Raw genomic sequence first — 25,526 nt, 5'->3', positions numbered from 1 at the left:
AATTTACTTTGATTTAGTTGATTAGTACGCCGCCAGTTTCATTGCTAGTTAAGGTCAGTTTACACACCACTAATCAACAGGGAACACACTATGAAAAAGATGACTCTCTTATTGCCATTGCTAGCGCTTGGCTCTGCCGCCGAGGCGAGCAACATCAGGGGCTCTTTAGGCAATTTTGATGCGATGAACCGCACCGGCGAAATCGTATACGGTATCGAAATAGAATTAGACGATTGTCACAGCAAAGACGTCATCAGCACTTACCCAGGTAATCACTATGGTTACGGAAAAATACGTGAAGACCTTACCGACCCGGCGCATCCAAAAACGTTTGTTCGTTATGAACAACCGGTAGCCAGCGGCTTTCAAACTGGCTTCACTAATTTTTTACCTCCTAATAGCGCCCCGTCTTGCTATAACTTGGCTCAAAACGTTGGTTGCGAGCATTTTGGTGTGCATTTTGCTTATGGAAACACCAATCCTTACAGTGCAGTTAAGTACAACTGGCTAGTCAAAGACGCCAGCGGCAAAGTCGTTGTCGGTCCATCGCTACTTATCAGCACGCCCGTTTTTGATTTTACTCCCCCAATCGTCGGCATTCCTGCACAAGTCGTTGCGACTATTCCCGCCCCCGTCGTGCCGCAACCCGTGGTTAAAGAATTTGGCGAACCTAGCTGGGTTAAGGTCATCAAAACCAAAACACATAAAACCCGGCCTTTGGCCTTGGGCGATCTGATCAGCGATGACCATGATGGCGACAGCCTCCCTGACTGGACCAACGGCGAACCTGACGAAGTTGAGTCGGAATGGCATTTATTACAAACACGGAACGGCGCCAGCAGCAAGAAGACTGAGTTAACCGGCAAAGCCGAGGATATGGGCGAAAATGGTGACAAAGTCATTACCCGCCGCTATGAGTTTTATGCCTATGCGGGTCCCGCTGCCTCGATAGACGGTGAAAAAGGCGAAGCCATGTGTGACGCAGTCGGTGCGGACGGCGTCTCCGGCTTAGACGTCGTGGACGTAACAAACGCTTTTGGCGAAACTCAAAGTTTTGATTGCAGCACGGTAGCCGTCGTCGGTGAATATCTGGGCGCGCAAATGACAGAGTTTTTGGCTGCCACACCGTTCAGCATGGTCGATGCGTTGCAAAACGGCAGTGTCAATGAGCTATTTCCACAACGGCCTGTCGCTAACGGCGGTAATACACCCTACGTTGTAAACGTTACTACAGGTGCGTTACCTAACGGGTTGGCAATCGATTCGGACACCGGCTTGTTATCCGGTGTGCCGTCAAAAGTGGGTGTGTTTAATTTTACCGTATCCGCAAGTGATACCGATGGCACCGCGGCTTCTAAAGCCTATACCGTAAAGGTAACCGGCCCTGGCGATACCGATCGCGATAACGACATTGATTTGAATGATTTGAATACCATCAAAGCTAAATACGGCCAAGTAGTTAGCGCAGGTGACCCATCCGATGTGAATGGCGATTTAAGAGTCAATCTCGCCGACCACAGAAAAGCAGCGACGCTTTGCACTTTACCAAAATGTGCTTTGGTTACTCCAACACCATAAGTGCTGTTTCAATTTTTTAAGCATGATGTCGGGGTGCAGGCCCCGACAGACCACAAATCTACGGAATCGTTATGAACAAAAATTTATTTATTAGATTGCTGGCATTAGCTGCCGCTGGTTTTTTCCATACTGCCGAAGCGACCACTTTAAGTCTCAAATTTCCAAATAATTCGAATATCTATACCACTACTGTAGGCTCATTTTTTGATGCCAATATCTATGTCGATGGTTTAGCTGATTTTGGTGCTTTCGATCTGACCTTGACATACAACAGTAACAATCTGTCGGCGCAGTCCCTAACTAGCACCAGTATTTTTGGCACCGACGATTCGGCAGTATTTATTAACACCATTACACCTGGCATAGGTGGTTCGGGTTCCATTCACTTTGCTGAAGATTTATCCCCCACAAGTTCTGCAAACACAGGCTTGAATATAACCGGGCCAACTTTATTGGGCACCATAACGTTCAAAGCACTTACAGTTAGCGCGATTAATACTGCTTACTTAATCAATTTCAGCGCTTCATCAGAAATTTATACTTTCGACGGCACATCAATCGGCGGGACAGCGCAAGGCGGGAACGTTAAGGTCACTGCCGTACCGGCAGCAGTGCCCTTGCCAGCCTCGATATTTTTGTTTGTTCCGGGTTTGTTAGCGGTATTTGGCGCTCGCAAAGGCACAAGAAAAATTGCGGCATAGGGGCTAAGGAAGGCTGCGCAGTCTTTTATCGATAGTTTCCGATTGCGTTATAAACCCACAAAAGCCATCTCGAGAGAGATGGCTTTTTTATTTGTGTTTTCGGAATGAAAAATTTGAATTGAACACAGTTTAATTTATGTTTATAGTGCCTCCCGGCAAATCGCAATCTGTCTGCTAATATGCGCTTACGGGAGGAATACTATGTTAAAAGTTGTTTTACGCTGGCTGTTGACGCTAGTCTATCGAGTGAAAGTCCACGGGCTTGATAATTATGCCAAAGCCGGCAACCGCGTCTTGATCGTCGCCAATCACACCTCGTTTCTCGATCCATTGTTACTCGGCGTATTTTTACCGGACGACATCACCTTTGCGATCAATACCCAAATCTCCGAACGCTGGTGGCTAAAACCATTCTTGCGGTTATCCAAAGTCTTTCCCATGGATCCGACGCATCCCCTGTCATTAAAAGCGTTGATTCATCATTTACAAAGCGACACAAAAACCGTGATTTTTCCGGAGGGCCGCATCACGGTCACCGGTTCCTTGATGAAAATCTATGATGGCACCGGCATGGTTGCCGACAAGTCGGGGGCGACGATACTGCCTGTTCGAATTGAAGGTGCCGAATTTAGCCGCTTTTCCAGAATGGGCGGAATCTTGCGCAAACACTGGCTTCCACGCATCGCCATTCATATCCAGCCGCCCACGCTGATAGAAACGCACGGTGACGTGACCGGTAAAGCCCGCCGCAAACATAGCGGTCACATCCTGGCCGACATCATGACCGAAATGATGTTCGCCACCAGCCATTACCAACAAACCATCTTTTCGGCATTGCTGGAAGCTCGCAGATTGTATGGTGGTAGCTACACCGTTGCCGAGGATCTTGAACGTAAACCTTTAAGCTACGACGCATTGATCACACGTAGTCTAATCGTTGGAAAACTAATTAGCGCAATTACCCAAACAGGCGAGAATGTTGGTGTGTTACTACCAAATAGCTGCAAGACACTGAATGTAGTTCTGGGCTTACAGATTTATCAACGAGTACCGGCCATGTTGAATTATTCCATCGGTGCAAATGGCATGGCAGCGGCCTGCTGTACCGGGCAAGTCAACACGGTGTTGACTTCGCGCAAGTTCATCGAACTGGCGCATCTCGAGGATGAAGCGGCCCTATTGGCACAACATGTCAAACTGGTTTATCTAGAAGATCTGGCGACATCATTAACCAGTTTGGATAAGTTACTCGGCTGGTTAAAGGCTAAAACCGCGGCAATTTGGTACAAGAGCCACGACTATGACGCCGACGAAGCAGCGGTCGTGCTGTTTACGTCCGGCTCGGAGGGCTTACCCAAAGGCGTTGTTCTATCGCACGCCAACATATTAGCCAATCACAAGCAAATCAGGTCGCGCATCGATTTCGGACCAGGCGACGTGGTACTAAACTTTTTGCCGATGTTCCATTCTTTCGGTTTTAGCGTTGGCACCATGATGGCGGTATTGAACGGCATGACCAGTTTCTTCTACCCATCACCTTTACATTACGCAGTGATACCGGAAATGGCGTATGAAGTGGGTGCGACCATCATGTTCGGCACCAATACCTTTCTGGCCGCTTATGCTAAAAAGGCCCACCCTTACGACTTTTTCTCCCTGCGTTACGTGGTAGCCGGTGCGGAAAAATTGCAGGAAAGCACGCGCACCACTTGGCTAGACAAATTCGGTATCCGAATTCTGGAAGGCTACGGTGCAACGGAAACCTCGCCGGTAACTTCGGTGAATACGCCAATGGACTACAAAGCCGGCAGCGTCGGCCGCTTCATGCCGGATATGCTGCATAAGCTGGAGCCGATACCCGGTATTGAAAATGCCGGTAAATTGCATGTCGCCGGCCCTAACATCATGAAAGGTTATCTATTACCGGACAATCCCGGCGTATTAGTCCCTCCCTGCTCGGCCGCGTATGGCGAAGGCTGGTACGATACCGGCGATATTGTGCATGTCGACGACGAGGGTTTTATTCATATACGCGGCCGTAGCAAACGTTTCGCAAAAATCGGCGGGGAAATGGTCTCACTGACCGCTGTCGAGCAGTTGGCCATCAACGCCTGGCCGGATGCGCAACACGTAGTCGTCAGTTTGCCCGATCCAAAAAAAGGCGAGCAACTCGTATTGCTGACCACGCGCCGCGATGCCGGCGCCAAACAGTTGGCCGAAGCCTCGACAGGTGTGGCTACCATCAATCTGCCTAAGAAAGTGTTTGTGCTGGATAAGCTGCCGGTATTGGCGACCGGAAAAACGGATTATCCAGGGGCTACCGCCTTAGCAGCGCGATTGCTGGAAGGCGGCAACGTCGAGTCTGATTGACAGCGGCCAACATCTGTCTTGCCTAACTTAACTACCCTTTAACGCCATGAGCAAACATATCTATCCCCTACTTGTCGCGCAATTCCTTTCCGCATTTGCCGACAACGCCATTTTATTTACTGTCATCGCCATGGTAATGCAGGACGCGCACCCGGTTAGCTGGTACGTGCCGGCATTGCAAAGCGTATTTCTTGTGGCCTTCGTGGTCTTGGCTCCCTGGGTGGGAGGATTCGCCGACAACCATGCTAAATCGAGGGTGTTGATTGTCGCCAATCTGATCAAGGCTTGCGGTGCCGGCTTGTTGTTATTTCACGTCGAGCCTCTATTGGCTTATTGTCTGGTCGGTGTCGGCGCTGCCTTATACAGTCCCGCCAAGTATGGGATTTTGCCGGAACTGGCAGGCCACGACGGCCTGGTCAAAGCCAATAGCTGGATAGAAGGTTCGACAATTCTGGCTATATTAACTGGCATGGTGGTCGGGGCCAAACTGGCCGATCATTCCACCACTTGGGCCTTGATTGCCACAATAGTCTTGTTTTTGATTTCCGCAGCAACCACCCTATTCTTGCCGATTGGTTTGCGTAAAACGCCACCATCCGGCTCGAAAGTCAGGCTGTTCTACTTGGAAGTTAAAACTTTTCTGGCGATGCCGCGCTCACGGTTCGCGGTGCTGGGCGCGTCCTTATTCTGGGCGGCCGCTGCCAGCGTGCGGGTCATAATCATCGCCTGGGCGCCGTTGGTGTTGATGACGCATAATGCCAGCGACATAGCCAATCTGACGCTGTTTTTGGCTATTGGTATCATCGCCGGTTCGGTCCTGGTCCCGCACTTGATTCCGCTGGAACATTTGCGCCGCGCCCGAATCCCGGCCTATTTGATGAGCATCTTTATCATCGCCCTGAGTTTTACCGAGGCGGTTTGGCCGGCGCGTTTTGTGTTGTTTTTAATGGGTATGGCCGGCGGCATGTTTATCGTACCGATCAATGCGGCACTTCAGGACCTTGGTCAACAAAGCATAGGCAGCGGCGGCGCGGTAGCGATGCAGAATTTTTTCCAGAATGTGGCAATGTTATTGTCGGTCGGCGGCTATACCCTGGCTGCTGCCGAACATGTAACGCCAATTGCCGCTCTAATCGGCCTGGGTTTGCTGCTGCTGGCGGCTACTTTTCTGGTGGTTTGGCATTTACCTGAAGTGGAGCAAGCGCCTTCCAGCCTTGAATAAAGGTTTTCACTAACAAATCAACGCTTAGCTTGGATGCTTCAATATCGCTGACTTGCGGTTTGGCGGTTAGCGACAAAATACAGATCCCATGCACGCCGCTCCACAAGGTTCTGGCAGCCAGCCGGCTTTGCTCGGACGAGCTACTTGGCGTAAGCTGTATAAACAACACCTCGACAATGGCAAACATCTGCTCCACTTTTTGTAGATACCAGTCAGGCTGAGGCTCCTCACTCTGGATATCGAATATCATTCGCCAGCGATTGAAATGCTGGGCGGCAAAATTTAGATAGGTTTCCGCCAAGATCAGAATATTTTCCTCGACGCTGGCGGACGGTACACAGTGGAGCAATTGTTTAGCCAACTCGTCCAGTGTCCGGCCTTTGACGTGGGTCAGCAAATCGTTCATATTGGCAAACACCATATAAATGCTGCCCACGGTATAGCCAATTTCCATCGCGATTTTACGCACTGTCAGAGCGCTATATCCGTCCTCTATGACGATGGTTTCTGCGGCGACCAACACCATTTCCTTAATTTGTTCCTGACTATGTTCGCTTCTTCTTGCCATATGTTCTCTGCGGCATGCACTAAAAGCAGCTACCATACACGACCTTGCCTCAGGAATCGATAGTTTACATGCACAACGAACTTCTCGATGTCGTCGATATAGACGATACAGTTATTGCCCAACAACCAAGATCGGTCATTCACGCCAACAGATTGCGCCATCGGGCTGTGCATATTCTGGTTTTCAACCATGCAGGCCAGTTATTTCTGCAAAAGCGCTCGATGAAAAAAGACTTGAACAAAGGCTTATGGGACACCTCGGCTGCCGGCCATGTCGACGCTGGCGAAAGCTATGCCATTTGTGCGCCACGTGAATTACAGGAGGAATTGGGCGTATCTGTCGAGAGTCTGGAAGCCTTATTCAAACTCGCGCCTAGCACCGATTTAGGTATGGAATTTATCCAGGTCTACCGCTGCCGGCATGACGGACCGTTTGATCTGGCGACTGATGAAATCGAAGAAGGTTGCTGGGTGGATCAAGTTATCTTGGACGAGCGAGTAGCCGCTAATGATCCGACCTTGACGCTTACTTTCAAAATTATCTGGCAACAGTTTAGGGATATCGCAAACTAAAATGTATGCCGATATTAATGATGAATGCCACTTCAGCGATGAAATGAAAATGCGGGTAAAACAAGAAAGTGGCGGAGCGGACGGGGCTCGAACCCGCGACCCCCGGCGTGACAGGCCGGTATTCTAACCAACTGAACTACCGCTCCGCAGTAGAGAGCGGCGCATTCTACAGCATATCACCCACGCGTCAAGCAAAAGCCCAAATTAATTATGCCGGCACTATCCTGCCCACTCTGTAATAGTCTCAATACCCATCATTTTCACAGTGACTCCCAACGCGATTGCAAGCGTTGCCAGAATTGCTTACTGGTATATGTCGATTGCACACAGCATTTATCGCCAAGCCAGGAAAAGGCTATTTATGATCTGCATCAAAACGCCATCGACGATCCGGGCTACATTGAATTTCTATCGCGCTTGGCGAAGCCTCTGCTGGAAAGATTGCCTAACAATTCTGAAGGCCTTGACTACGGCTGCGGCCCCGGCCCGGCGCTCGCAAATCTCTTAAAAGCCCAAGGTCATCGAATAAGTGTCTACGACCCATTCTATGCGGACTTTCCTGAGCACCTGCACCAAACCTACGACTTTATCGTCTGCACCGAGGTGGTAGAGCATTTTCGTGCGCCAAAACGCGAATTCGACGCACTATTTGAGTTATTGAAACCCGGCGGCTGGCTGGGCATTATGACCAAATTGGTCATCGATGCCGAAGCCTTTGCCAAATGGCATTACAAAAACGATCAAACCCACATCGCTTTTTTTTCGCGGCCAACATTTCGTTGGTTAGCGGCGCATTACCACTGCCAAATTGAATTCATCGGCAACGACGCGATTATTCTGCAACGCAATCCTGACCATTACAACGGTTGACCTCCACTGTAATGTGGTCGAGTTGCGCGAATTTGACCAACAGCGTCTTGTAATAACTGGGTGATTTTGGCTGCTGCGAAACCAAAACTACGATTGCCGCGTAATGATTCGCACTAACGGGCCAGACATGCAGATCGCTGACACGGCATTCGCCGTCTTCCTCCAGCACGGCTTGTATGGCTTGGGTATATTTAGGGTTCATGGTTTGGTCCAGCAACACCGGACTAGTTTCTTTGATTAAACCGTAAGCCCAGACCAGAATCACTGTCGCACCGACGAAACCCATCACCGTGTCCAGCCACACCCAGCCGTAATATTTGCCGGCAACCAAAGCGACGATGGCTAATACCGAAGTTAACGCATCGGCCATTACATGCAGATACGCAGCCCGTAGATTGTGATCCTGATGATGGGGACCATGATCGTGCTCATTGTCATCGTGATGGTCATGGTCATGGTCATGGTCATGGTCATGGTCATGGTCATGGTGAGAATTATGCCCGTGTCCATGGTGATGATCGTGATGGTCTCGTAATAACAGCGCGCTTAACAGATTGATCAACAAACCCACTTGCGCTACTAAAATCGCCTCGTCAAAGCGAATGATTTCCGGCATTAGCAGCCTTTGTACCGAGTCGGCAATCATCACCAAGGCTACCATCGCCAGGGCTATAGAACTGGCAAATCCGCCCAACACGCCAACTTTGGCGGGACTAAACGCGAAGGTTTGGTCATACTGGTGGATACGGCTGTAACGATAGGCGAAGATTGCAATCATAAAAGCCACCACATGTGTGGCCATGTGCCAACCGTCTGCCAGCAGAGCCATCGAATGAAACTGCATGCCGGCGACGATTTCCACAATCATCGTCGCAAACGTCAGAAGCAACACCCATTTGGTACGCCGCTCGCCTTTGCGATTGATCCGCGCGAAATCGTGCGAATGTTGCCAGTTACTTAATTGATGTTCATGCATCCGTAGTTCCTTTCTCCAAAGCCGAAACGTTCATCCAAGCACCATTCTAGCGCAGCTTACCCGGAAACACTTCCGCAAAGTAAAAGCGCCTGGTGTTTGCGGCAAACCGCCGTAAAATAGGATTTTGAAACTATTCGCCCTTCACTCTCAAGTATTCGATGAGTAATTCCGAACACATCTTCAGCGTATCCCAGCTAAACCGCGAAGCCAAACGTTTGCTGGCCGGCCACTTCTTGACCGTGCAGGTACAAGGCGAGATTTCCAATCTCAGCCTACCCTCATCCGGCCATTACTACTTTACGTTGAAAGACTCGCAAGCCCAGATTCGCTGCGCCATGTTCAAAGGCCAGCAGCAGCGGCTGCGCTTCAAACCGGCCAACGGCAATCTGGTTGTCGCCACCGCCCAAGTCAGTTTGTACGAACCGCGCGGCGATTACCAACTGGTGGTGGAACAGCTGGAAGAAGCCGGTGACGGTGCATTACGACTGGCTTACGAACGCCTGAAGCAAAAACTATTGCTTGAAGGCTTGTTCGAGCAAAACCGCAAGAAACCGATACCGCAATTGCCAAAGCAAATAGGTGTCATCACCTCGGCCAGCGGCGCGGCTATTCACGACATTCTCAGCGTTTTGAAACGGCGCTTCCCAGCCATCCCGGTGTTGATCTATCCGGTGGCCGTGCAGGGCGAGAGTGCCAAATTTGAAATCTGCGCGGCACTGGAAACAGCAAATAAACAAGACTTGGTAGATGTAATCATCCTGGCGCGCGGCGGCGGTTCGCTGGAAGACTTGTGGGCCTTTAACGAAGAAATCGTCGCCCGGGCAGTAGCTGCCAGCGAAATTCCAGTGATTTCAGCAGTAGGCCACGAGGTGGATTTCAGCATAGCCGATTTCGTCGCCGATTTGCGCGCACCGACACCATCGGCGGCGGCCGAATGTGCTGTGCCGGACCAATCCGCGTGGCTTAACCACTTTGCAGCAATCGAGCGCCAACTTACTCGGCAGATACAGGATAAATTACAGCAGCAGCAGTTGCATTTAACCTGGCTAAACAAAGCCCTACAAACCCAACATCCAGGCGAAAAACTACAACGTAATACACAGCGTCTGGACGAATTGGAACAACGCTTGAATCGCGCAACACAAGCCGGCTTGAAACTGCGCCGCCAGCGCCTGGCGTTAAACACACAGCGTCTGAACAGTCAGCAGCCGTTGGCATCAATTCACGGCTATCGGCTCCAGCTTGATTACTTCCAACAACGATTAAGCCGTTGCATGCAAATTAAACTGACGGCATTGAAAAACCGGCAACACGCGACGGCACAAACCTTACATGCGATCAGCCCACTGGCAACGCTGGAACGCGGTTACGCTATAGTGCAGCGACACGAAAGCTCCCAGCTAGTTAAGTCGGTTAAACAGTTAGCCAAGCTTGAACTGCTCGATATCAGAATGGCCGATGGTCACATCGTCAGTAGAGTTGATAAGGTAATACCCGATTAAATCTTGCCTGCGCTTTAGTTGCCACCGACGATCATCCACCCAGTTTGTCATTGGCAATTACCGGGCATAAAACATGCTTATTTGTATTAGTTTAAAAATCACACTAGTGTTCATATGACAATATTCGACAAAACCATTCCCCTGAGTGTTGGTTATGCTCACATCGATCATGATCACGGCATATTTATTGATCTGATAAATCAATTGGATAAGGCGAATAACACCGACTTTCCCGAATTGTTTGCGCAATTGTATCAACACACCGAAGAACATTTTGAATCGGAAAATCGGTTAATGGCGCAATGCGGATTTCCGGCGGAAACTGAACACAAAGGAGAACATCAACGCGTTTTGGGCGAATTCAAACAGTTTAAAACCCGCATAGACAAAGGTCTTATCACATTTGGTCGTTCATTTGTCAGAGAGCGTCTGCCGCAGTGGTTTGTGCTGCACGTTACAACGATGGACAGTGCTTTATCCGCGCATATAAAAATGCAACAAGAGTTGCCTGGCGAATGACTGCCAATAAGGAACTTAGAGTAATCGAACATTTTTACGATGCGGCCGAAAGCGAAAGCATTTATCGGCGTTTGCTGCAAGAACAGAACTGGCCCGACAATTGTTACAGCGTTGCCGGTCGAGAATTTACGCTACCTCGTCTACAAACCTGGCATGCGGACCCGGGGATAAGTTATAGCTACAGCAATAATCTATTGCAAACTCGGCCTTGGACTCCGTTGCTGTCGGATATACGGCAAAAAGTCGAACGCTGCTTAAACTTTTCGTTTAACTCCGTTTTGGTGAACTTGTATCGAAACGGCGAGGATTATGTGGGTTGGCATGCGGATAACGAAGCGGAGTTGGGAGCACAACCTTTTATCGCGTCATTGACGTTTGGCGCGACCCGGCAATTTGCATTTCGGCATAAAAAAACCGCGGAAAGCGGCATTATTTTACTCACTAGTGGAATGCTATTGATCATGCAGCCCGACTTTCAACATCACTGGCTGCATAGCATTCCTATCGATCCGCAACTATCTCAAGGACGCATAAACTTAACATTTCGGAAAGTCCTCGCGCCCAAATAGCTTGTTTTGACTTCACTTGCTTTGGACGACAAGTCTTAATGTTGCTCCAACGCTTGGGCTTGCTCGGCTTCAAATTTCTTTCTTTTATCGCATTTCTCGCTACAGACGCAGTTACCGGTGCCGCCGCAAGACCCTTTGATAGCGTTCCTGCCGAAAACCACACCGACGGCCATGACGGCAATAACGATCAACATAAATAAAAATGTTACTAAAAAATAACCCATTGTTTTCTCCCGTTTTTTCTAAAGGCTGAAAGCAAAAAAGGAACGATCCGAAAATCGCTCCCCATTGTTCGCGTCAGATAAATTTAAATTAGCCGCCGAAATCATCCAACATGATATTTTCAGGATCAACGCCATTAGCTAACAGCATGTTGATCACTGAAGAGTTCATGATTGGAGGTCCGCACATGTAATATTCACAATCTTCTGGGTTCGGGTGTTTCTTGATGAACTCCTCGAACAACACGTTATGAATAAAGCCGGTGTAACCTTTCCAGTTATCTTCAGGTAACGCATCCGACAATGCCACATGCCATTCAAAATTATCATTCTCTTTGGCCAGCATATCGAAATCTTCAACATAGAACATTTCGCGTTTGCTACGTGCACCATACCAGAAAGTCATTTTACGCTTGGATTTCAGTCTGCGTAATTGATCGAAGATATGCGAACGCATCGGCGCCATACCCGCACCACCACCGATAAATACCATTTCCGCATCAGTTTCTTTGGCAAAGAATTCGCCATACGGACCGGAAACGAACACTTTATCACCTGGTTTCAGATTGAAGATAAAGGAAGACATTATACCTGGCGGGATCCCATCCGGCGCTCCTGGCGGCGGCGTGGCAATCCTGACGTTCAGCATGATTTCCTTTTCCTCAGGATACGATGCCATTGAGTACGCACGCAGGGTTGGTTCTTTTACATCGGACACATAGCGCCACAGATTGAATTTATCCCAATCAGGACGGTATTCATCGGCAACATCCATATCCGCATATTTTGAAATATGTGGCGGACATTCGATTTGAATATAACCGCCGGCACGGTAGTTAATAGCTTCGCCTTCCGGCAACTCCAACACCAATTCTTTAATGAAAGTGGCAACGTTGTCGTTCGATTTAACCGTGCATTCCCATTTTTTTACACCGAATACGCTGTCTTCAACTTCGATGTCCATATTTTGTTTAATGGACACTTGGCAAGCCAGCCGTTCGCCATGCGCCGCTTCGCGCTTGGTGATATGGGATTGCTCGGTTGGCAGAATATCGCCACCGCCGCTATGCACTTTAACTTTGCATTGGCCGCAAGTGCCGCCACCGCCGCAAGCTGAGGAGACAAACAGTTGGTTATCCGCCAATGCTGTTAACAACTTAGAACCAACCGGTACACGGATTTTCTTCTCATGATTGATCAGAATTTCCACATCCCCGGAGGCCACCAATTTACTCTTGGCGCCGATGATTAAAAACACCAGCGCTATCACGATGACCGTGAAGAAAATAACACCTAATGCAATTTCCAGCATTACGATACCCTTATAATTGAATTCCAGAGAAAGCCATAAAGCCCAGAGACATCAAGCCGGCAGTGATAAAAGTGATGCCCAGACCTTGCAATGCAGCAGGTATATCGCTGTATTTCAATTTCTCACGCACACCGGCCATGACGGTAATCGCCAAAGCCCAACCAAAACCACTCCCTATACCATATACCACGCTTTCGCCGAAATTGTAGTCGCGTTCAATCATGAACAAGCTACCTGCCAAGATCGCACAGTTCACGGTAATCAGCGGCAGGAAGATACCCAAGGCTTGATACAGAGCCGGAAAGAATTTATCCAGAATCATTTCCAGGATCTGTACGATCGCAGCGATCATACCGATACAGCTCAACAAGCTTAAAAAGCTTAAATCCACACCGGAAATGCCGATCCAAGATAACGCATCTTCTTTCAACAAGGTTTGGTAGATGAAGTTATTGGCAGGCACGGTCAGGGTTTGCACCACCATTACCGCGATGCCCAAACCCATGGCAGTAGAGATCTTCTTGGACACCGCCAAGAAAGTACACATACCTAGGAAGAATGATAATGCTAGGTTTTCAATGAAAACCGCTTTAACAAAAAGACTGATATAGGCTTCCATTAGTGATGTCCCCCTTCACCGTGAGCAATCGACATGATTTTGAACTCGTTGTGTTCAACCTGTTTCGGTTTCCAAGTACGGAAACCCCAGATAATCAAGCCAATGATGAAAAACGCGCTAGGCGGCAGCAACATCATGCCATTAGGCACATACCAACCACCGTCTTTGACTAGAGGCAATACATCGAAGCCAAGCAGTTTGCCTGATCCCAAAGTTTCTCTGAACAGTGCCACGATGACCAGAATCAAACTGTAACCTAAACCGTTACCGATACCGTCTACAAAGCTTTGCAGCGGCGGGTTTTTCATCGCATAGGCCTCAGCACGCCCCATGACGATACAGTTGGTAATAATCAAACCAACAAATACTGACAGTTTTTTACTGACATCAAAGGCAAAGGCCTTAAGCAACTGATCTACCACAATAACCAACGAAGCAATGATGATCATCTGCACGATAATCCGAATGCTGCTGGGTATATGTTCCCGCACCGCACTGATCGCCGCACTGGAACAGGCGGTAACCGAGGTCAAGGCCAAAGCCATGATCAATGAAGTAGACATTTGCGAAGTTACCGCCAACGCCGAACACACGCCAAGCACCTGTAAAGTGATTGGGTTGTTATCGACCAACGGTTCGAATAATACTTTTTTAGTTTCTTTATCCATTGTTTTGCCCTAACCGTTTGTTCTAATCTTGTTCAGATAGGTTGCGAAACCTTCCGCACCCATCCAATACTGGATCAGATTGCTGACACCACGGCTGGTCAGTGTTGCACCGGCCAAACCATCCACTTTGTAAACAGAATCCGGACGACTGGAATCCACACCGCCTTTAACCAGCGTCAAAGCCACCTCGCCTTTGTCGGAATAGACTTTCTTGCCTTTCCACAACGCACGCCAATTAGGATTGACTACCTCACCACCCAGGCCAGGGGTTTCCCCTTGGTCATACAGGTTGATGCTTTGTACCGTTTGCGCATCCGCTTCCAACGCCAAAAAGCCGTACATGGTAGACCACAGACCGTAACCGTTGATAGGCAGAATGATGGATTGCAGCTGATCGCCTTTCTTAACCAAAAATACTTTGGTGTATTTGGCTTTTTGACGGATGCTGGCAATATCTTTCTCGACCGGAATCAATTCGTTCTGCGCCGGGTCTTTGGCAGCTTTGCGTTGGTCGTATTCGTCGACGTTAATATTGTCAACGTAATCGCCGGTTTTAAGATCGACAATCTTGCTTTCGATTCTTTCCGCAAAGGCTTGGTCGATATCCGTACCTTCTTCCAACAAACCGGCCACATCAAGAATGTTTTTCTTCATGTCCAGGGCTTTGTTGTAGCCTTGCAAAGGCCGTAAAGCCACTGTTGCAATAGACACCAGTACAGCACAAACCAAACATAAGGCCAAAGCCACATTGACGGTTTTTTCCAGGCTGTCGTTACTTAAAGCCAGGATTCTGTCGGCGTAAACTCTGAACTGTTCATAATACTTGCAGAGCTGCTCGTTATACTTAGAGGTTTTTTTCTCGGCGTTAAGCATGGCGTTTGATCCTTCTTCTAATATTTGCTTGAACAACAAAGTAATCAATCAATGGTGCAAACATGTTTGAGAAAAGAATTGCAAGCATCACACCTTCAGGGAAAGCCGGGTTGATAACCCGAATGATGATAATCATCACGCCAATCATCGCACCGTAAATCCAACGACCGGTGTCGGTCACGGCTGCGGATACAGGATCGGTTGCCATGAACACGGTACCGAACGCAAAACCACCGACCACCATATGCCAATACCAAGGTATTGCAAACATTGGGTTGGTGGTACTTCCGATAATATTCAGCAGAGTAGACATAGCGATCATGCCAATCAATACACCGCCCATGATGCGATACGAAGCGACACGCGTGTAGAGCAGGAACGCCGCACCCAGCATACAAGCCAAAGTCGAGGTTTCGCCCATGGAACCGGGAATGAAACCCAGGAAGGCCTGAATCCAGCTAAAACTTTCCTTGATCGCTTCCAAGCCGCCAGCAGAAGCGAGAGACAACGCAGTAGCACCACTGTAACCATCCACGGCAACCCAGACCGCATCCCCTGAAATGGACGCAGGATAAGCGAAGAACAGGAATGCCCGACCAGTCAGTGCGGGATTAAGGAAGTTTTTGCCGGTACCACCGAAAACTTCTTTACCCAACACGATACCGAAAGAGATACCCAGCGCCACTTGCCACAAAGGTATGTCAGGCGGCAGGATCAAGGTATACAGCATCGAAGACACCAAGAAGCCTTCATTAACTTCGTGTTTACGCACAGTCGCGAAAAGCACTTCCCAGATACCGCCAACCGCCAAAGTCGTAATGTAAACCGGGAAAAAATACAACATCCCGTGCACTAGGCACGAAAAAGGGTTGTATGGGTTGTAGCCAAACAGCACCATTGGAATGCTGCGCCAGTTATTGATTTCGGTGGCACCGATTTTTTCCATCGCCAAATTGGCTTGGTAGCCGGTGTTATACCATGCCATCAAAATACAAAACGCCGTGGCTATTACCACGAAAGTCATGGTCCGTTTCAGGTCATTGCCGTCACGAACGTGGGTTCTACCGCGCGTTACATCGGATGGCGTATAGATGAAAGTATCCACCATCTCATAGAGACCGTAATACTTCTCAAACTTGCCACCCTTTGTAAAATGCGGCTCTATGCTATCTAAAATATCTCTAGCCGACATTATCCTTCCTTCTCGATTTTAGTTAAATTAGCTCTGAGCACAGGCGCGAAGTCGTGTTTACCTGGATCGACAAAGGTGAACAAAGACACGTCTTCTTCACTCAATTCCAGACAACCAAGAGACTGTGCAGTATCCGTATCGCCGACTACAATCGCTTTTAACAAAGGTGTAGCCAAAATATCCAAAGGCATGACCGACTCATATACGCCAACAGGGACGATGGCCCGGTTACTGCCGTTCTTATCGGTGGTCAACGGGAACAGGCGATTATCTTTACGATCTTTACTGGAAACGTAGACATTCAACGCCGAGTATTTGTCTTTACCCGGGACGATCCAACCGAAAAATTCTCGATCGCGACCTTCTTTGATAGCCGAAACTTGCAGGCTATAAGCACTCAAAAACGCAGCAGATCCGGTAGCTTCGTGGCCATATAAAACAGAACCCGAAATCACGCGATTTTCAACATCTTGCAATTCGCCAGCAACCAAATCATCCAAGTTCGCGCCCACACGGGTACGCACCAGCCTGGGGTTTTTAACGGTTGGACCAGCCAAGGAAACCACGCGATCAACATTCAGTTTACCGCTGGTAAACAAAGCGCCGATAGCAATCACCGCTTGATAATCGATATGCCAAACAAATTTATGGATATTGACCGGATCGATGAAGTGTATGTGAGTGCTTGGCAAACCGGCAGGATGCGGACCGGAAAACTCGGCTATTTGCACTGCTTGGTTAGTAACCACATCGGTACCAGAAGCCTTGCAAAGATAGGTTTTACCAGACGTCAACTTGGAGATCACAGTCAAGCCATTAGCAAAGTCCGCGGCGCGCTCCTTGATAATCACAGCTGGATCGGCCGCAAGCGGACGAGTATCTATGGCTGTGACAAAAATCGAACTCGGGGAGGAATCAACAGCTGGGATTTTGCCGTAAGGACGAGTCAGGAACGAAGTCCACAAGCCCGATGCCAGCAAATTTTCCTTGACTTGTTCTTGAGTCAAATTGCCCAGCTCTGCTTCGCCGTATTTCGCGAAAGACTCTTGCTGATTTCCCTGCAATTCGATGACAACAGACAACAAAGCACGTTTATCGCCGCGATTAATAGCTTTGACCACACCCGCGCCGGGTGATACGAAGTTAACGCCAGGATTCTTTTTGTCAGAAAAAAGCGCCTGTCCTAATTTGACCTTATCTCCTTCGGCAACCATCATCTTCGGTTTCAGATCAATATAGTCGGCACCTAACAAAGCAACCGATTTGATGCTGTTACCATCGCTTATCTTTTGTTCGGGGCCGCCTGTTATGGGCAAATCCAAACCTTTCTTTATATTAAATTGCATAGTTAATACGCCTGCTCCCCAGACTAGTTGCAGCAAAAAGCCCATTGAGAAACATCTCTCCCAAAGGACACTTCAAGACAAAACATGTTCATTACATCACAAGTTATCGGCTTTCTCAACGGAAAATCCCAAGGCTTGTGGCCCCGTAAGCCGCGCGATAGCGCCCGGCGCAAGTGGAAATGCCGATCAAATATCAACCACTTTATCGATATCAAAACCGCTGACATACTTGCGGCCGACATACCCCCGGGTATTGCTTAAAATACGGGCATCCGCTATCCGGTAATCACCCAAATTGTGCACATGACCGTGAAACCAGGCCGCTATTTCATACTCGTGAAATAAAGGCTTCAAGTCATTACAATACGCCAGCTTTTTAAGTACGTTGGGTGAATCGATCCAACTCCATTCGGTCGGCGCATGGTGGGTGACCACAATGGTCCTGCCGGCAAAGGGAGTGGCGAGCTGTTGTTCTAACCAGGACTTTGATTCCCGGTGTAGTTCGGCAAAGTGTTTGGGCTCGAATGATTGACCTGTAAACGACACCTTACGAAAGTCATTCAAGGTTTTTCCCAGCGCTTCGGCTTTTTCAGCGCCCTCGATAAACAAATTCGTCCACAAGGTGCAACCCAAAAAGCGCACGCCCTGGAAGATAAACTGATCTTTTTCCAAGAACTGAATTTGACTGCCCGCACATTCCCTACGCAACATGTCGATGGTCTGTTGATATTCGTAACCATAAAACTCATGGTTACCCGCCACATAAACCACGGGCTTGCCGATAGACTTCAACCATTCGACACCTTGTTTGAATATGCCAATATCGCCCGCCGCCACGACAATATCGGCATCGGTTTCCGGCAAACTCTGCTCGCCAAATTCCAGATGCACATCAGAAAAGTAATTTATCCGCACAATTTGCTCTTTCGTCCTGTAACTAAGGAGGTATAATTTATATCCTAAGTGAATTACTTGGTATTTTTAGATAACTTTCAGTTTTTGCAAACCACAATTCTATGTCGATTAGCCCCAGAAAACACACCCAACAGGTTTTGGTAGGAAACGTAAAAGTCGGCGGCGGTGCTCCGATTGTAGTTCAATCCATGACTAATACCGATACAGCTGATGTTGCAGGAAGCGTTCAACAGATCATGGAATTAGCGACAGCCGGCTCAGAAATGGTCCGCATCACAGTCGACCGCGAAGAAGCTGCGCAAGCCGTACCGGAAATCGTCAACCGACTGGAGCAAAAAGGCTTTTCGGTGCCCATTATCGGCGACTTCCATTTCAACGGCCACAAGTTACTGGAAAAATATCCGGATTGCGCGCAAGCACTTTCCAAATACCGTATCAACCCCGGCAACGTCGGCAAAGGTAAGGCGCGGGATCCGCAATTTCAGCAGATGATAGAGCTTGCGATTCAATACAACAAACCCGTACGTATCGGCGTCAACGGTGGCAGTCTTGATCAAGCCGTGTTGACCCGCTTGCTCGACGAGAACAGGCAATTGGCGCAACCCAAGGAATTACCCTTGATCACCCGCGAAGCCATTATACTCTCTGCCCTGGAAAGCGCGGCAAAGGCCCAGGAGCTGGGATTGGGCAAAGACAAAATCATTCTGTCTTGCAAAATCAGTGATGTCCAGGAGCTGATCAGCATTTACCAAGACCTGTCCAGCCGTTGCGATTACGCCCTGCACTTAGGCCTTACCGAAGCAGGCATGGGCTCCAAAGGCATCGTCGCATCGTCGGCAGCGCTAGGCGTATTGATGCAACAAGGCATAGGTGACACCATCCGCGTATCCCTAACACCCGAACCCGGTGCGGCGCGCACCAAAGAAGTGATCGTGGCCCAGGAAATTCTGCAAACCATGAACTTCCGCTCCTTCACCCCCATGGTAGTAGCCTGCCCCGGCTGCGGTCGTACCACCAGCGATTATTTCCAACGCCTGGCGCAAGACATTCAAGGCTATTTACGCGACCAAATGCCTGTCTGGAAAGATAAATACAAAGGCGTGGAAGATATGAAAGTCGCAGTGATGGGCTGTGTCGTTAACGGCCCCGGCGAGAGCAAAAATGCCAACATCGGCATCAGCCTACCCGGCACTGGCGAGTCACCTGTCGCACCGGTTTTTGAAGACGGCTTCAAAACCGTTACCCTAAAAGGCGACCATATCGCTGAAGAGTTCCAAGCTATAGTCGAGCGCTATATAGAATCGCATTACAGCGCACAGTAAAACCGTTTCAACACAAAAAAAGGCGGCTAAGAGCCGCCTTTTTTTTATAATTCAATCAGCGCCCCTATCACTGACCGAGATCATTACTCCTGCCAGCAACAGGCCCACTGCTGCCGTTGACCGAAGTCAATTCCGCCAGTCTCGTCTTCACATCAACCTGTCCTGCAATTAATTTCCATGCGCTCTCGTCTCGTTGTCCTCTTTGCGCAGTAAATCGATATACCAAACCTACGTTTCCAGCCGCCGCTCCAACAAATTCAATGTAAAACGCGTCACTCCCGGGACAAGCTCATCCGCCATCGCCGCTGTTTTTATGAACTACGCTATCCCGGCTGCCCGTCCAGTCTGGGCGACGTCAAAATTGGCGAATAATAAAATGCAAACAGAGAAAATGCCGCCAACCAACAATAGGTGGACACCATTACCAAACCGCCATACCAGTTTGGCAACAACGCCGGAAAAAACACTCGAAACAGCGCCGCCAAATTGATCAGCACAAAGGCCAGCGCCATCACATTCGAGGCTTTCAAGGCTCTACCGGTATGGCCCAACGCAACGCGGGCCATCATGCCCAGAGTCAAAATGCCGATGCCGCCCACAGTAAAGGCATGTAAGGCCAAAGACTGCGGAACCACCCCAAAAGCAGCGAGTGCTACCAAGCCAAATCCAATAATCAACCAACCGTAGCCGACATACAAAACCCAAAGCAGGGGCACAAACCAAATCCGCGGGTTGTACCAAGCCGCCACTCGCACAATATTAATTACAATCGCCGCTACCGCAGCAAAAGCCAACAAAGCGCCGGATATATTCAGCATTAATAGTGCAAACACCACCAGACTCACGACAACAGCAGCTATATCCAATAGTGGATTGCGAATACAAATAACCCCGGATAGCCCTCGTTCGGTAAAAAACGGAAATACCCGGCCGGCTATGACCAAAATCATCGCGACGATAACGGTAACTACCAGGATTAGTCCTAGCGAGGCGCTATCGGCCAAACCCAGAACTTGGGCATGAATCAAACCATTACCCAAGGCCAATAACAGCAATAAGGGGATAAAAATCAGATTTTGGTAGTTGCCTGTTTTCAAAATAGGCTTACCAACAAAATACGCCAACACCGGTAAAAATACGAAATCCACGGCGCCTATCAACGCATCGGGCAGTAGTTCCGAATAAAAAGGCAATACCCGGCCATAAATCCACAGAAAACATAGCGACGCCAATTGATCGGGAGTAACCGTTTGCAAGCCGGTCCAGTTTCTCGCCGCCGTCAGTAAAAAACCGGCAATCACAGCTGTGGTATAGCCGAGCAACATTTCATGTGCGTGCCACGTACTACCAGTGAAGTAATTATCGATATGCAGCGAACCATTGGACATCGAATTCCACAGCGCAATCAAAGCCAGAGCTGATAACCCCGCCAGCGCGAAAAACGCCCTAAAGCCCATCGCAAACAGTGGATAATCAAAAACCGGTTTGTTATTCATGCAAACGCTCCTCCAGCCAATCGATTTCGTTATTCGAGAAGCCGGCGATTATACGCACTTCTCGATTAAAGGGCCCTTTGGGTTTGCCCTTGAAATAATTCAGAATCAAGTCTTTGAAGCAGTGTTCAGGTTCCAGACCGCGCTGTCTAGTCAGAATATTGAACCAGTAAGAACCGCGCTCGACATGCCCGACTTCATCGTCGTAAATCCGCCGCAAGATAGCCAGACCTGGCTGATCGTCAATTGCGACCAGTTTATCCATCATGCCCGGCGTCACATCTAATCCGCGCGCCTCCATACAGCGCGGCACTATCGCTAAGCGCGCCAAAATATCATCCGAAGTATCTTCGGCATGCGACCAAAGCCCGCGATGCGCGGGCAAATCGCCGTAGTCGAATCCCAAGCCAAGCAAATGGGTGCGAATCAACTCGAAATGCTGTGCCTCTTCGTCGGCGATGATCAGCCAATCCCGATAAAAATCATCGGGCAAGCCGGGAAACCGGTAAATGATGTCCCAAGCCAAATAAATTGCCACAAACTCGATATGCGCGAGTGCATGAAAAAAAGCCGCCTTACCTTCGTTGGAATCCAGACGACGTTTAGGCATCTCACGTGGCATCAACAATGCCGGCCGGCTCGGAAATACGGTATTGCTTATTGGCAATACCGCGCCAGCTGTCTGCAGGGATAATAAGCCGTTATCTAACAACTGCCTGGCTTGATGAGTTAAAACAAGCTTTTGCTCAATATCGCCATTAAACAAACAGCGCTCCGCAAAATCGGATAGGCTTTGGATCTGTTCTGCCAAAATCAAAGTTCCTATTTTCACGTTAATCCCAATGAGTCCATCCCTGCCGGCAGCTAAATAAATAGGTCAAACTAAGCAAGACGCTATCGGGAATGTCCGGCGTTCCTATTTTTTAGACATAAAGAAGTAAACAGTTTGGCATTTCAAAACCATATTGTTGCCGGATTTTTCGATTGCCTCGCAGGTTTCCATCTTCGAGCGGCCCGGCGCGGCCTGCTTGACAATCTTGCCGCCTTCGACAGAGTAATTCAGCACAGCCCGCATTTGGTCAATTCTGGCGTGCGAATCGTTTTCATGAGTCATACCTTCGATCGTGCCGTCGTCTTTAAACGTCCAGGTAGTATTAGAGCTACGGGCCTTGCTGCCATCACTGGTGTTCGATTCTTTGTCGATTTGCCATGTTCCCAAAAGATCGGCTTTGGTCAGCTGTACATCCGCTGCGGCATTAAAAGATAAAAACAGCAAAGCAACAGCGGGGAGTTTAATAAATTGCATGGTAAAGCCTTTTGAGATTATGTTTTTAGAACCGTCGATTGTAGCATGGAGCCGGAGGCTGCCCCTTTTACTTGGATACCGCGACTATACTCAAGCTAAACCAGCCGTATCATTGAGCCTTGCCAGCCTGTGACTGGCGCACCTAAAATCGCCCAACAACGCGCTTTAGCCAAATTGAAATTCACCCACGAAAACGCATATCACAAATTTGCCGAGTTTATATGTCCGACGACATCCTACATTTTACCTACCGTTTAAGTGCCGAAGATTACGAGAGCGCGGATTTCCTGATAGAAGTTGATAAACAAAGCATGACCCTTATTTCTGCCGCTCCACCCCCCTATCCTTTTTGGACGGAGCTTGCGTATCAGCAATGCCGCAATTGCCCGTTAAATCCGGAACAGGTTCCACATTGTCCTGTCGCCATTAATCTGGTGTCACTGTTAGATTTATGTGGCCACTTTGTTTCCCACAAGCAAATGGCTGTGGAAGTCATTACCGATAGAAGAACTATATGCGCCGAAACCACTGCTCAACATATCGCCAGTTCGATTCTAGGCTTAATTATGGCCACCAGCCCGTGCCCACATACCGAATTTTTAAAGCCAATGGCACGTTTTCACTTACCTCTGGCCGATCAAACTGAAACGATTTACCGAGTAACTACGATGTTTCTGCTGGCACAGTATTTTCGCCAAAAAGACAAACTACCCTATTCGCTGGAACTGGATGAACTGCTCGCGCTTTATCAAAACTTACAAGTCATCAACCTGCATTTAAGCCAACGGTTAAAAACGGCGATTAGCGAAGACGCAGCGGTAAACGGCGTGATTTTGCTGGATTTATTGTCAAAGTCGGTTTCTTGGTCAATCGAAGACGGTCTTGAGGAAATTCATCATTTATTCGATGGATACCGCAAACTAGCTGAATAGCCTACCGACAAAGGCTTTGTTGCACAAACTATCGCTCGTCCCCAGGTTACACCTGCAGCCCGGATGCCCAAACCGCTGCCTCAGAACGACTGAATCACCAACTGACAACTACAACTAACCCTTGAAGCAACGCGGTTCGCTGTTCCTCCGGATTGATACGGAGAAGATGGGCCGGCTTGCTGCTGGGCGCTGACTAGCAAGGGTGAGCCAATAAATTTTCCAATGTGGTCATCCCGTTTTGCCTGATGATCAAGAACCTGTTTGGATTGGCGTCACGTCAAGCCAGTGCTCCTTCAGGCGTGCGAACATTACGCTGCTCAGCGATGTGTCTAATAGCAAAGTTGACACATACCCGCCATGTATTTATAATACTCGAATTGCTTGCTAACGCGAGCAATGCCGAGGTGGTGAAATTGGTAGACGCGCTAGCTTCAGGTGCTAGTAGGGGTAACCCTGTGGAGGTTCAAGTCCTCTCCTCGGCACCATTTTTATTTTCTTCTTGCAAAAAGCAGCAAGATAGAGATTAAAAAATCCTTGTAGATTTTCTCATAGCTACAAACTCTGTAGCATTAAATTATAAGTTCAATACTTATTTAAAATTATTGTGGGTTTATAAGCCCGCTAAAATATATATCACCTTATCGAGAGAGATTCTAACTCTCAAAATTTGCTCAGAATAGTCTCGAGCCTATTCCCACATCAAGTCCAACATACAACTACCTGCCAAAAACGCAGCTAAAAAGTTTATAGGGCTAACGCAGCATAGCTATCGTTATCGTCAACTGCCGCTGAAACGCGCGCAATTAACTCCAAATTGCTATTGTGCTCCATCATATCTCCTATAGCCAAGGTAACAATCATCGCTTCGAACGGATACACCAAATGCGCGCGATATCGTTGGCAATACGTCTCTTCATCCAAACCGCCAATCCCGTGACTAGCTAACGACGCCAAATATAGCTTCAGCAATTGTTTTTCATGAGCGCGCCGGGACTCCGGCTTCAGCGATGTCGCTAAAAAATAAGCAAGATCACTAACACCCTCCCCCATCCGCACCAATTGCCAATCCAGAAAGCCCGGCTCAGAGTGATTCCAAAATAGGTTGCCTGGATGGCAGTCATGATGCACCAGGGTCTGCACGCCGGCTGCCAATATTCTGGTGATTCGCCGCCGATCCGCAGCATAGTGCAGTGCGGATCGATATAATTTGCTGGGCACCAAGCGCCCTGCGCGCTCAAGGCCACGCTTCATCAACGGCACAGCCAGTAAGGTACCCATATGATTTTCGACATTGTGACTAAAACCGTTTAACCAGCGATGCGTTTTCAGCAGCCTGGCATTGCCCCAATAGTGAGCATGAAAACCGGCTAACTTTTCGACCACCCGCTGAGCTTGCTCCAAAGACAGAGCGTCGGCGGCAAGCCCGGGCCTAAACCCCAGCTCGTCCAGGTCCGTCATTACCAATGTAGTACCGCGTCCTAACTGACTCTCAGCCGCTAAAATTTGCGGCAAATTCACCGGCACACCCTGAGAAAGCGAATTATAAAAATGAACTTCCTTATGCAATAAACGCGGTATAGCGGTAATCGCTCTGGACTTAATTGCCAGCGAAGGCGTTTTTACAAACCATCGACTTGGAACGACGCCGATAGCGTCATGATTTACCGTAAGCCGCAAGCGCGTCGATGTGCCAATATTGACGGATTGAATATCTACTGCACTGACTTTGGCACTGGTTGCGTATCGGTTAACGATACGTTGCGCCCATTGTCGGGATAATTGATCCGGGCGATGCACGACAATATGGTTTCTAAAACGGTTCAACATCGGATTAAGCCAGTCTCAAATATTTGATAAATCGAAATATTAGCAGCCGTATT

General features: G+C 48.7%; 25 protein-coding genes and 2 tRNA genes. 12 read left to right on the top strand and 15 right to left on the bottom strand.

Annotation, left to right across the window (positions count from 1 at the left end):
* The first annotated feature begins 90 nt into the window (after positions 1-90).
* The 4 genes from ACR64Q_RS08140 to lplT all read left to right on the top strand — a co-directional run bounded on the left by ACR64Q_RS08140 (position 91) and on the right by lplT (position 5,871).
* Positions 91-1,578, top strand: coding sequence for an Ig domain-containing protein (locus ACR64Q_RS08140; protein ID WP_313734247.1), 1,488 nt, complete (start codon positions 91-93; stop codon positions 1,576-1,578).
* Between the two features lie 71 nt (positions 1,579-1,649).
* Positions 1,650-2,279, top strand: a complete 630-nt coding sequence (locus ACR64Q_RS08135) for a cohesin domain-containing protein (RefSeq protein ID WP_313734246.1) — start codon at positions 1,650-1,652, stop codon at positions 2,277-2,279.
* 201 nt (positions 2,280-2,480) lie between these two features.
* The gene (locus tag ACR64Q_RS08130) at positions 2,481-4,649 is read left to right on the top strand and encodes an AMP-binding protein (RefSeq protein WP_313734244.1); all 2,169 of its coding nucleotides are present in this window, start codon (positions 2,481-2,483) and stop codon (positions 4,647-4,649) included.
* A gap of 46 nt (positions 4,650-4,695) precedes the next feature.
* Complete coding sequence (gene lplT / locus ACR64Q_RS08125) at positions 4,696-5,871, top strand: lysophospholipid transporter LplT (RefSeq protein ID WP_313734242.1); 1,176 nt, start codon at positions 4,696-4,698, stop codon at positions 5,869-5,871.
* Here lplT and ACR64Q_RS08120 read toward each other — a convergent pair.
* Positions 5,810-6,439 carry a TetR/AcrR family transcriptional regulator gene (locus ACR64Q_RS08120; protein ID WP_313734240.1) on the bottom strand — a complete coding sequence of 210 codons (630 nt, stop codon included), beginning with the start codon at positions 6,437-6,439 and terminating at the stop codon, positions 5,810-5,812. The genes lplT and ACR64Q_RS08120 overlap by 62 nt on opposite strands.
* Positions 6,440-6,507: 68 nt before the next feature.
* Between ACR64Q_RS08120 and ACR64Q_RS08115 the strand changes: the two genes are divergently transcribed.
* Positions 6,508-7,011 (top strand): NUDIX hydrolase, encoded by a 504-nt coding sequence (locus ACR64Q_RS08115; protein WP_313734239.1) that lies wholly within the window; start codon positions 6,508-6,510, stop codon positions 7,009-7,011.
* 69 nt (positions 7,012-7,080) lie between these two features.
* Here the strand turns inward: ACR64Q_RS08115 and ACR64Q_RS08110 are convergent.
* A tRNA-Asp gene (locus ACR64Q_RS08110) sits at positions 7,081-7,157 on the bottom strand.
* 64 nt (positions 7,158-7,221) lie between these two features.
* On the opposite strand from ACR64Q_RS08110, the gene ACR64Q_RS08105 reads away from it, so the two are divergent.
* Positions 7,222-7,881: a class I SAM-dependent methyltransferase gene (locus ACR64Q_RS08105; RefSeq protein ID WP_313734237.1), complete on the top strand. Its 660-nt coding sequence runs from the start codon at positions 7,222-7,224 to the stop codon at positions 7,879-7,881.
* Here the strand turns inward: ACR64Q_RS08105 and dmeF are convergent.
* Positions 7,844-8,857 carry a CDF family Co(II)/Ni(II) efflux transporter DmeF gene (dmeF, locus tag ACR64Q_RS08100; RefSeq protein WP_313734235.1) on the bottom strand — a complete coding sequence of 338 codons (1,014 nt, stop codon included), beginning with the start codon at positions 8,855-8,857 and terminating at the stop codon, positions 7,844-7,846. The genes ACR64Q_RS08105 and dmeF overlap by 38 nt on opposite strands.
* 158 nt (positions 8,858-9,015) lie before the next feature.
* Here dmeF and xseA point away from each other — a divergent pair, with 158 nt between their 5' ends.
* From xseA to ACR64Q_RS08085, 3 genes are all read left to right on the top strand, one after another.
* The gene (gene xseA / locus ACR64Q_RS08095) at positions 9,016-10,359 is read left to right on the top strand and encodes an exodeoxyribonuclease VII large subunit (RefSeq protein WP_313734233.1); all 1,344 of its coding nucleotides are present in this window, start codon (positions 9,016-9,018) and stop codon (positions 10,357-10,359) included.
* A 114-nt stretch (positions 10,360-10,473) separates the two neighbouring features.
* The gene (locus tag ACR64Q_RS08090; RefSeq protein WP_026600201.1) at positions 10,474-10,878 is read left to right on the top strand and encodes a bacteriohemerythrin; all 405 of its coding nucleotides are present in this window, start codon (positions 10,474-10,476) and stop codon (positions 10,876-10,878) included.
* Positions 10,875-11,447 (top strand): alpha-ketoglutarate-dependent dioxygenase AlkB family protein, encoded by a 573-nt coding sequence (locus tag ACR64Q_RS08085; RefSeq protein ID WP_313734231.1) that lies wholly within the window; start codon positions 10,875-10,877, stop codon positions 11,445-11,447. Before ACR64Q_RS08090 ends, ACR64Q_RS08085 begins: the two co-directional genes overlap by 4 nt.
* A gap of 35 nt (positions 11,448-11,482) precedes the next feature.
* On the opposite strand, the gene nqrM is transcribed toward ACR64Q_RS08085, so the two are convergent.
* The 8 genes from nqrM to ACR64Q_RS08045 form a co-directional block, all read right to left on the bottom strand.
* Complete coding sequence (gene nqrM / locus ACR64Q_RS08080; RefSeq protein ID WP_020481960.1) at positions 11,483-11,671, bottom strand: (Na+)-NQR maturation NqrM; 189 nt, start codon at positions 11,669-11,671, stop codon at positions 11,483-11,485.
* Positions 11,672-11,759: 88 nt separating this feature from the next.
* Positions 11,760-12,980: an NADH:ubiquinone reductase (Na(+)-transporting) subunit F gene (gene nqrF, locus ACR64Q_RS08075; protein ID WP_020481961.1), complete on the bottom strand. Its 1,221-nt coding sequence runs from the start codon at positions 12,978-12,980 to the stop codon at positions 11,760-11,762.
* Between the two features lie 10 nt (positions 12,981-12,990).
* Positions 12,991-13,599, bottom strand: coding sequence for an NADH:ubiquinone reductase (Na(+)-transporting) subunit E (gene nqrE / locus ACR64Q_RS08070; RefSeq protein WP_020481962.1), 609 nt, complete (start codon positions 13,597-13,599; stop codon positions 12,991-12,993).
* Positions 13,599-14,267, bottom strand: coding sequence for an NADH:ubiquinone reductase (Na(+)-transporting) subunit D (locus ACR64Q_RS08065; RefSeq protein WP_020481963.1), 669 nt, complete (start codon positions 14,265-14,267; stop codon positions 13,599-13,601). Before ACR64Q_RS08065 ends, nqrE begins: the two co-directional genes overlap by 1 nt.
* A gap of 9 nt (positions 14,268-14,276) precedes the next feature.
* Entirely contained in the window at positions 14,277-15,140 is an 864-nt protein-coding gene (locus tag ACR64Q_RS08060; RefSeq protein ID WP_026600198.1) for a Na(+)-translocating NADH-quinone reductase subunit C, read from the bottom strand.
* Positions 15,133-16,332 (bottom strand): NADH:ubiquinone reductase (Na(+)-transporting) subunit B, encoded by a 1,200-nt coding sequence (locus ACR64Q_RS08055; RefSeq protein WP_313734228.1) that lies wholly within the window; start codon positions 16,330-16,332, stop codon positions 15,133-15,135. The genes ACR64Q_RS08060 and ACR64Q_RS08055 overlap by 8 nt, the downstream gene beginning before the upstream one ends.
* Entirely contained in the window at positions 16,332-17,678 is a 1,347-nt protein-coding gene (locus ACR64Q_RS08050) for a Na(+)-translocating NADH-quinone reductase subunit A (RefSeq protein ID WP_313734226.1), read from the bottom strand. The genes ACR64Q_RS08055 and ACR64Q_RS08050 overlap by 1 nt, the downstream gene beginning before the upstream one ends.
* Before the next feature lie 186 nt (positions 17,679-17,864).
* A complete protein-coding gene (locus ACR64Q_RS08045; RefSeq protein ID WP_026146838.1) occupies positions 17,865-18,593 on the bottom strand; it encodes a metallophosphoesterase in 729 nt (242 codons plus the stop codon).
* A gap of 101 nt (positions 18,594-18,694) precedes the next feature.
* On the opposite strand from ACR64Q_RS08045, the gene ispG reads away from it, so the two are divergent.
* Positions 18,695-19,915 (top strand): flavodoxin-dependent (E)-4-hydroxy-3-methylbut-2-enyl-diphosphate synthase, encoded by a 1,221-nt coding sequence (ispG, locus tag ACR64Q_RS08040; RefSeq protein ID WP_313734225.1) that lies wholly within the window; start codon positions 18,695-18,697, stop codon positions 19,913-19,915.
* A 323-nt stretch (positions 19,916-20,238) separates the two neighbouring features.
* On the opposite strand, the gene ACR64Q_RS08035 is transcribed toward ispG, so the two are convergent.
* The 3 genes from ACR64Q_RS08035 to ACR64Q_RS08025 all read right to left on the bottom strand — a co-directional run bounded on the left by ACR64Q_RS08035 (position 20,239) and on the right by ACR64Q_RS08025 (position 22,714).
* Positions 20,239-21,411, bottom strand: coding sequence for an NnrS family protein (locus ACR64Q_RS08035; RefSeq protein WP_313734223.1), 1,173 nt, complete (start codon positions 21,409-21,411; stop codon positions 20,239-20,241).
* Positions 21,404-22,219 (bottom strand): ferritin-like domain-containing protein, encoded by an 816-nt coding sequence (locus ACR64Q_RS08030; RefSeq protein ID WP_313734222.1) that lies wholly within the window; start codon positions 22,217-22,219, stop codon positions 21,404-21,406. The genes ACR64Q_RS08035 and ACR64Q_RS08030 overlap by 8 nt, the downstream gene beginning before the upstream one ends.
* A 105-nt stretch (positions 22,220-22,324) precedes the next feature.
* Positions 22,325-22,714 (bottom strand): lipocalin-like domain-containing protein, encoded by a 390-nt coding sequence (locus ACR64Q_RS08025; RefSeq protein WP_313734221.1) that lies wholly within the window; start codon positions 22,712-22,714, stop codon positions 22,325-22,327.
* Positions 22,715-22,935: 221 nt separating this feature from the next.
* Here ACR64Q_RS08025 and ACR64Q_RS08020 point away from each other — a divergent pair, with 221 nt between their 5' ends.
* On the top strand, positions 22,936-23,646 hold the full coding sequence (locus tag ACR64Q_RS08020) for a DUF6901 family protein (protein WP_313734219.1): 711 nt from the start codon (positions 22,936-22,938) through the stop codon (positions 23,644-23,646).
* Positions 23,647-24,044: 398 nt separating this feature from the next.
* A tRNA-Leu gene (locus ACR64Q_RS08015) sits at positions 24,045-24,131 on the top strand.
* A gap of 259 nt (positions 24,132-24,390) precedes the next feature.
* Here ACR64Q_RS08015 and ACR64Q_RS08010 read toward each other — a convergent pair.
* A complete protein-coding gene (locus tag ACR64Q_RS08010) occupies positions 24,391-25,473 on the bottom strand; it encodes a phosphotransferase (RefSeq protein ID WP_313734218.1) in 1,083 nt (360 codons plus the stop codon).
* Positions 25,474-25,526: the final 53 nt, after the last annotated feature.

It is taken from the genome of Methylomonas sp. 2F7 (assembly GCF_057126975.1).
Note: the sequence above shows the minus strand (reverse complement) of the source record. Positions and strands in the feature narration are given on the sequence as shown.

Bases quoted from the DNA above. Each gene is read 5' to 3' on its own strand.
- ACR64Q_RS08140 (WP_313734247.1), top strand. From the start codon at position 91: ATGAAAAAGATGACTCTCTTATTGCCATTGCTAGCGCTTGGCTCTGCC.
- ACR64Q_RS08135 (WP_313734246.1), top strand. From the start codon at position 1,650: ATGAACAAAAATTTATTTATTAGATTGCTGGCATTAGCTGCCGCTGGT.
- ACR64Q_RS08130 (WP_313734244.1), top strand. From the start codon at position 2,481: ATGTTAAAAGTTGTTTTACGCTGGCTGTTGACGCTAGTCTATCGAGTG.
- lplT (WP_313734242.1), top strand. From the start codon at position 4,696: ATGAGCAAACATATCTATCCCCTACTTGTCGCGCAATTCCTTTCCGCA.
- ACR64Q_RS08120 (WP_313734240.1), bottom strand. From the start codon at position 6,439: ATGGCAAGAAGAAGCGAACATAGTCAGGAACAAATTAAGGAAATGGTG.
- ACR64Q_RS08115 (WP_313734239.1), top strand. From the start codon at position 6,508: ATGCACAACGAACTTCTCGATGTCGTCGATATAGACGATACAGTTATT.
- ACR64Q_RS08105 (WP_313734237.1), top strand. From the start codon at position 7,222: ATGCCGGCACTATCCTGCCCACTCTGTAATAGTCTCAATACCCATCAT.
- dmeF (WP_313734235.1), bottom strand. From the start codon at position 8,857: ATGCATGAACATCAATTAAGTAACTGGCAACATTCGCACGATTTCGCG.
- xseA (WP_313734233.1), top strand. From the start codon at position 9,016: ATGAGTAATTCCGAACACATCTTCAGCGTATCCCAGCTAAACCGCGAA.
- ACR64Q_RS08090 (WP_026600201.1), top strand. From the start codon at position 10,474: ATGACAATATTCGACAAAACCATTCCCCTGAGTGTTGGTTATGCTCAC.
- ACR64Q_RS08085 (WP_313734231.1), top strand. From the start codon at position 10,875: ATGACTGCCAATAAGGAACTTAGAGTAATCGAACATTTTTACGATGCG.
- nqrM (WP_020481960.1), bottom strand. From the start codon at position 11,671: ATGGGTTATTTTTTAGTAACATTTTTATTTATGTTGATCGTTATTGCC.
- nqrF (WP_020481961.1), bottom strand. From the start codon at position 12,980: ATGCTGGAAATTGCATTAGGTGTTATTTTCTTCACGGTCATCGTGATA.
- nqrE (WP_020481962.1), bottom strand. From the start codon at position 13,599: ATGGAAGCCTATATCAGTCTTTTTGTTAAAGCGGTTTTCATTGAAAAC.
- ACR64Q_RS08065 (WP_020481963.1), bottom strand. From the start codon at position 14,267: ATGGATAAAGAAACTAAAAAAGTATTATTCGAACCGTTGGTCGATAAC.
- ACR64Q_RS08060 (WP_026600198.1), bottom strand. From the start codon at position 15,140: ATGCTTAACGCCGAGAAAAAAACCTCTAAGTATAACGAGCAGCTCTGC.
- ACR64Q_RS08055 (WP_313734228.1), bottom strand. From the start codon at position 16,332: ATGTCGGCTAGAGATATTTTAGATAGCATAGAGCCGCATTTTACAAAG.
- ACR64Q_RS08050 (WP_313734226.1), bottom strand. From the start codon at position 17,678: ATGCAATTTAATATAAAGAAAGGTTTGGATTTGCCCATAACAGGCGGC.
- ispG (WP_313734225.1), top strand. From the start codon at position 18,695: ATGTCGATTAGCCCCAGAAAACACACCCAACAGGTTTTGGTAGGAAAC.
- ACR64Q_RS08035 (WP_313734223.1), bottom strand. From the start codon at position 21,411: ATGAATAACAAACCGGTTTTTGATTATCCACTGTTTGCGATGGGCTTT.
- ACR64Q_RS08025 (WP_313734221.1), bottom strand. From the start codon at position 22,714: ATGCAATTTATTAAACTCCCCGCTGTTGCTTTGCTGTTTTTATCTTTT.
- ACR64Q_RS08020 (WP_313734219.1), top strand. From the start codon at position 22,936: ATGTCCGACGACATCCTACATTTTACCTACCGTTTAAGTGCCGAAGAT.
- ACR64Q_RS08010 (WP_313734218.1), bottom strand. From the start codon at position 25,473: ATGTTGAACCGTTTTAGAAACCATATTGTCGTGCATCGCCCGGATCAA.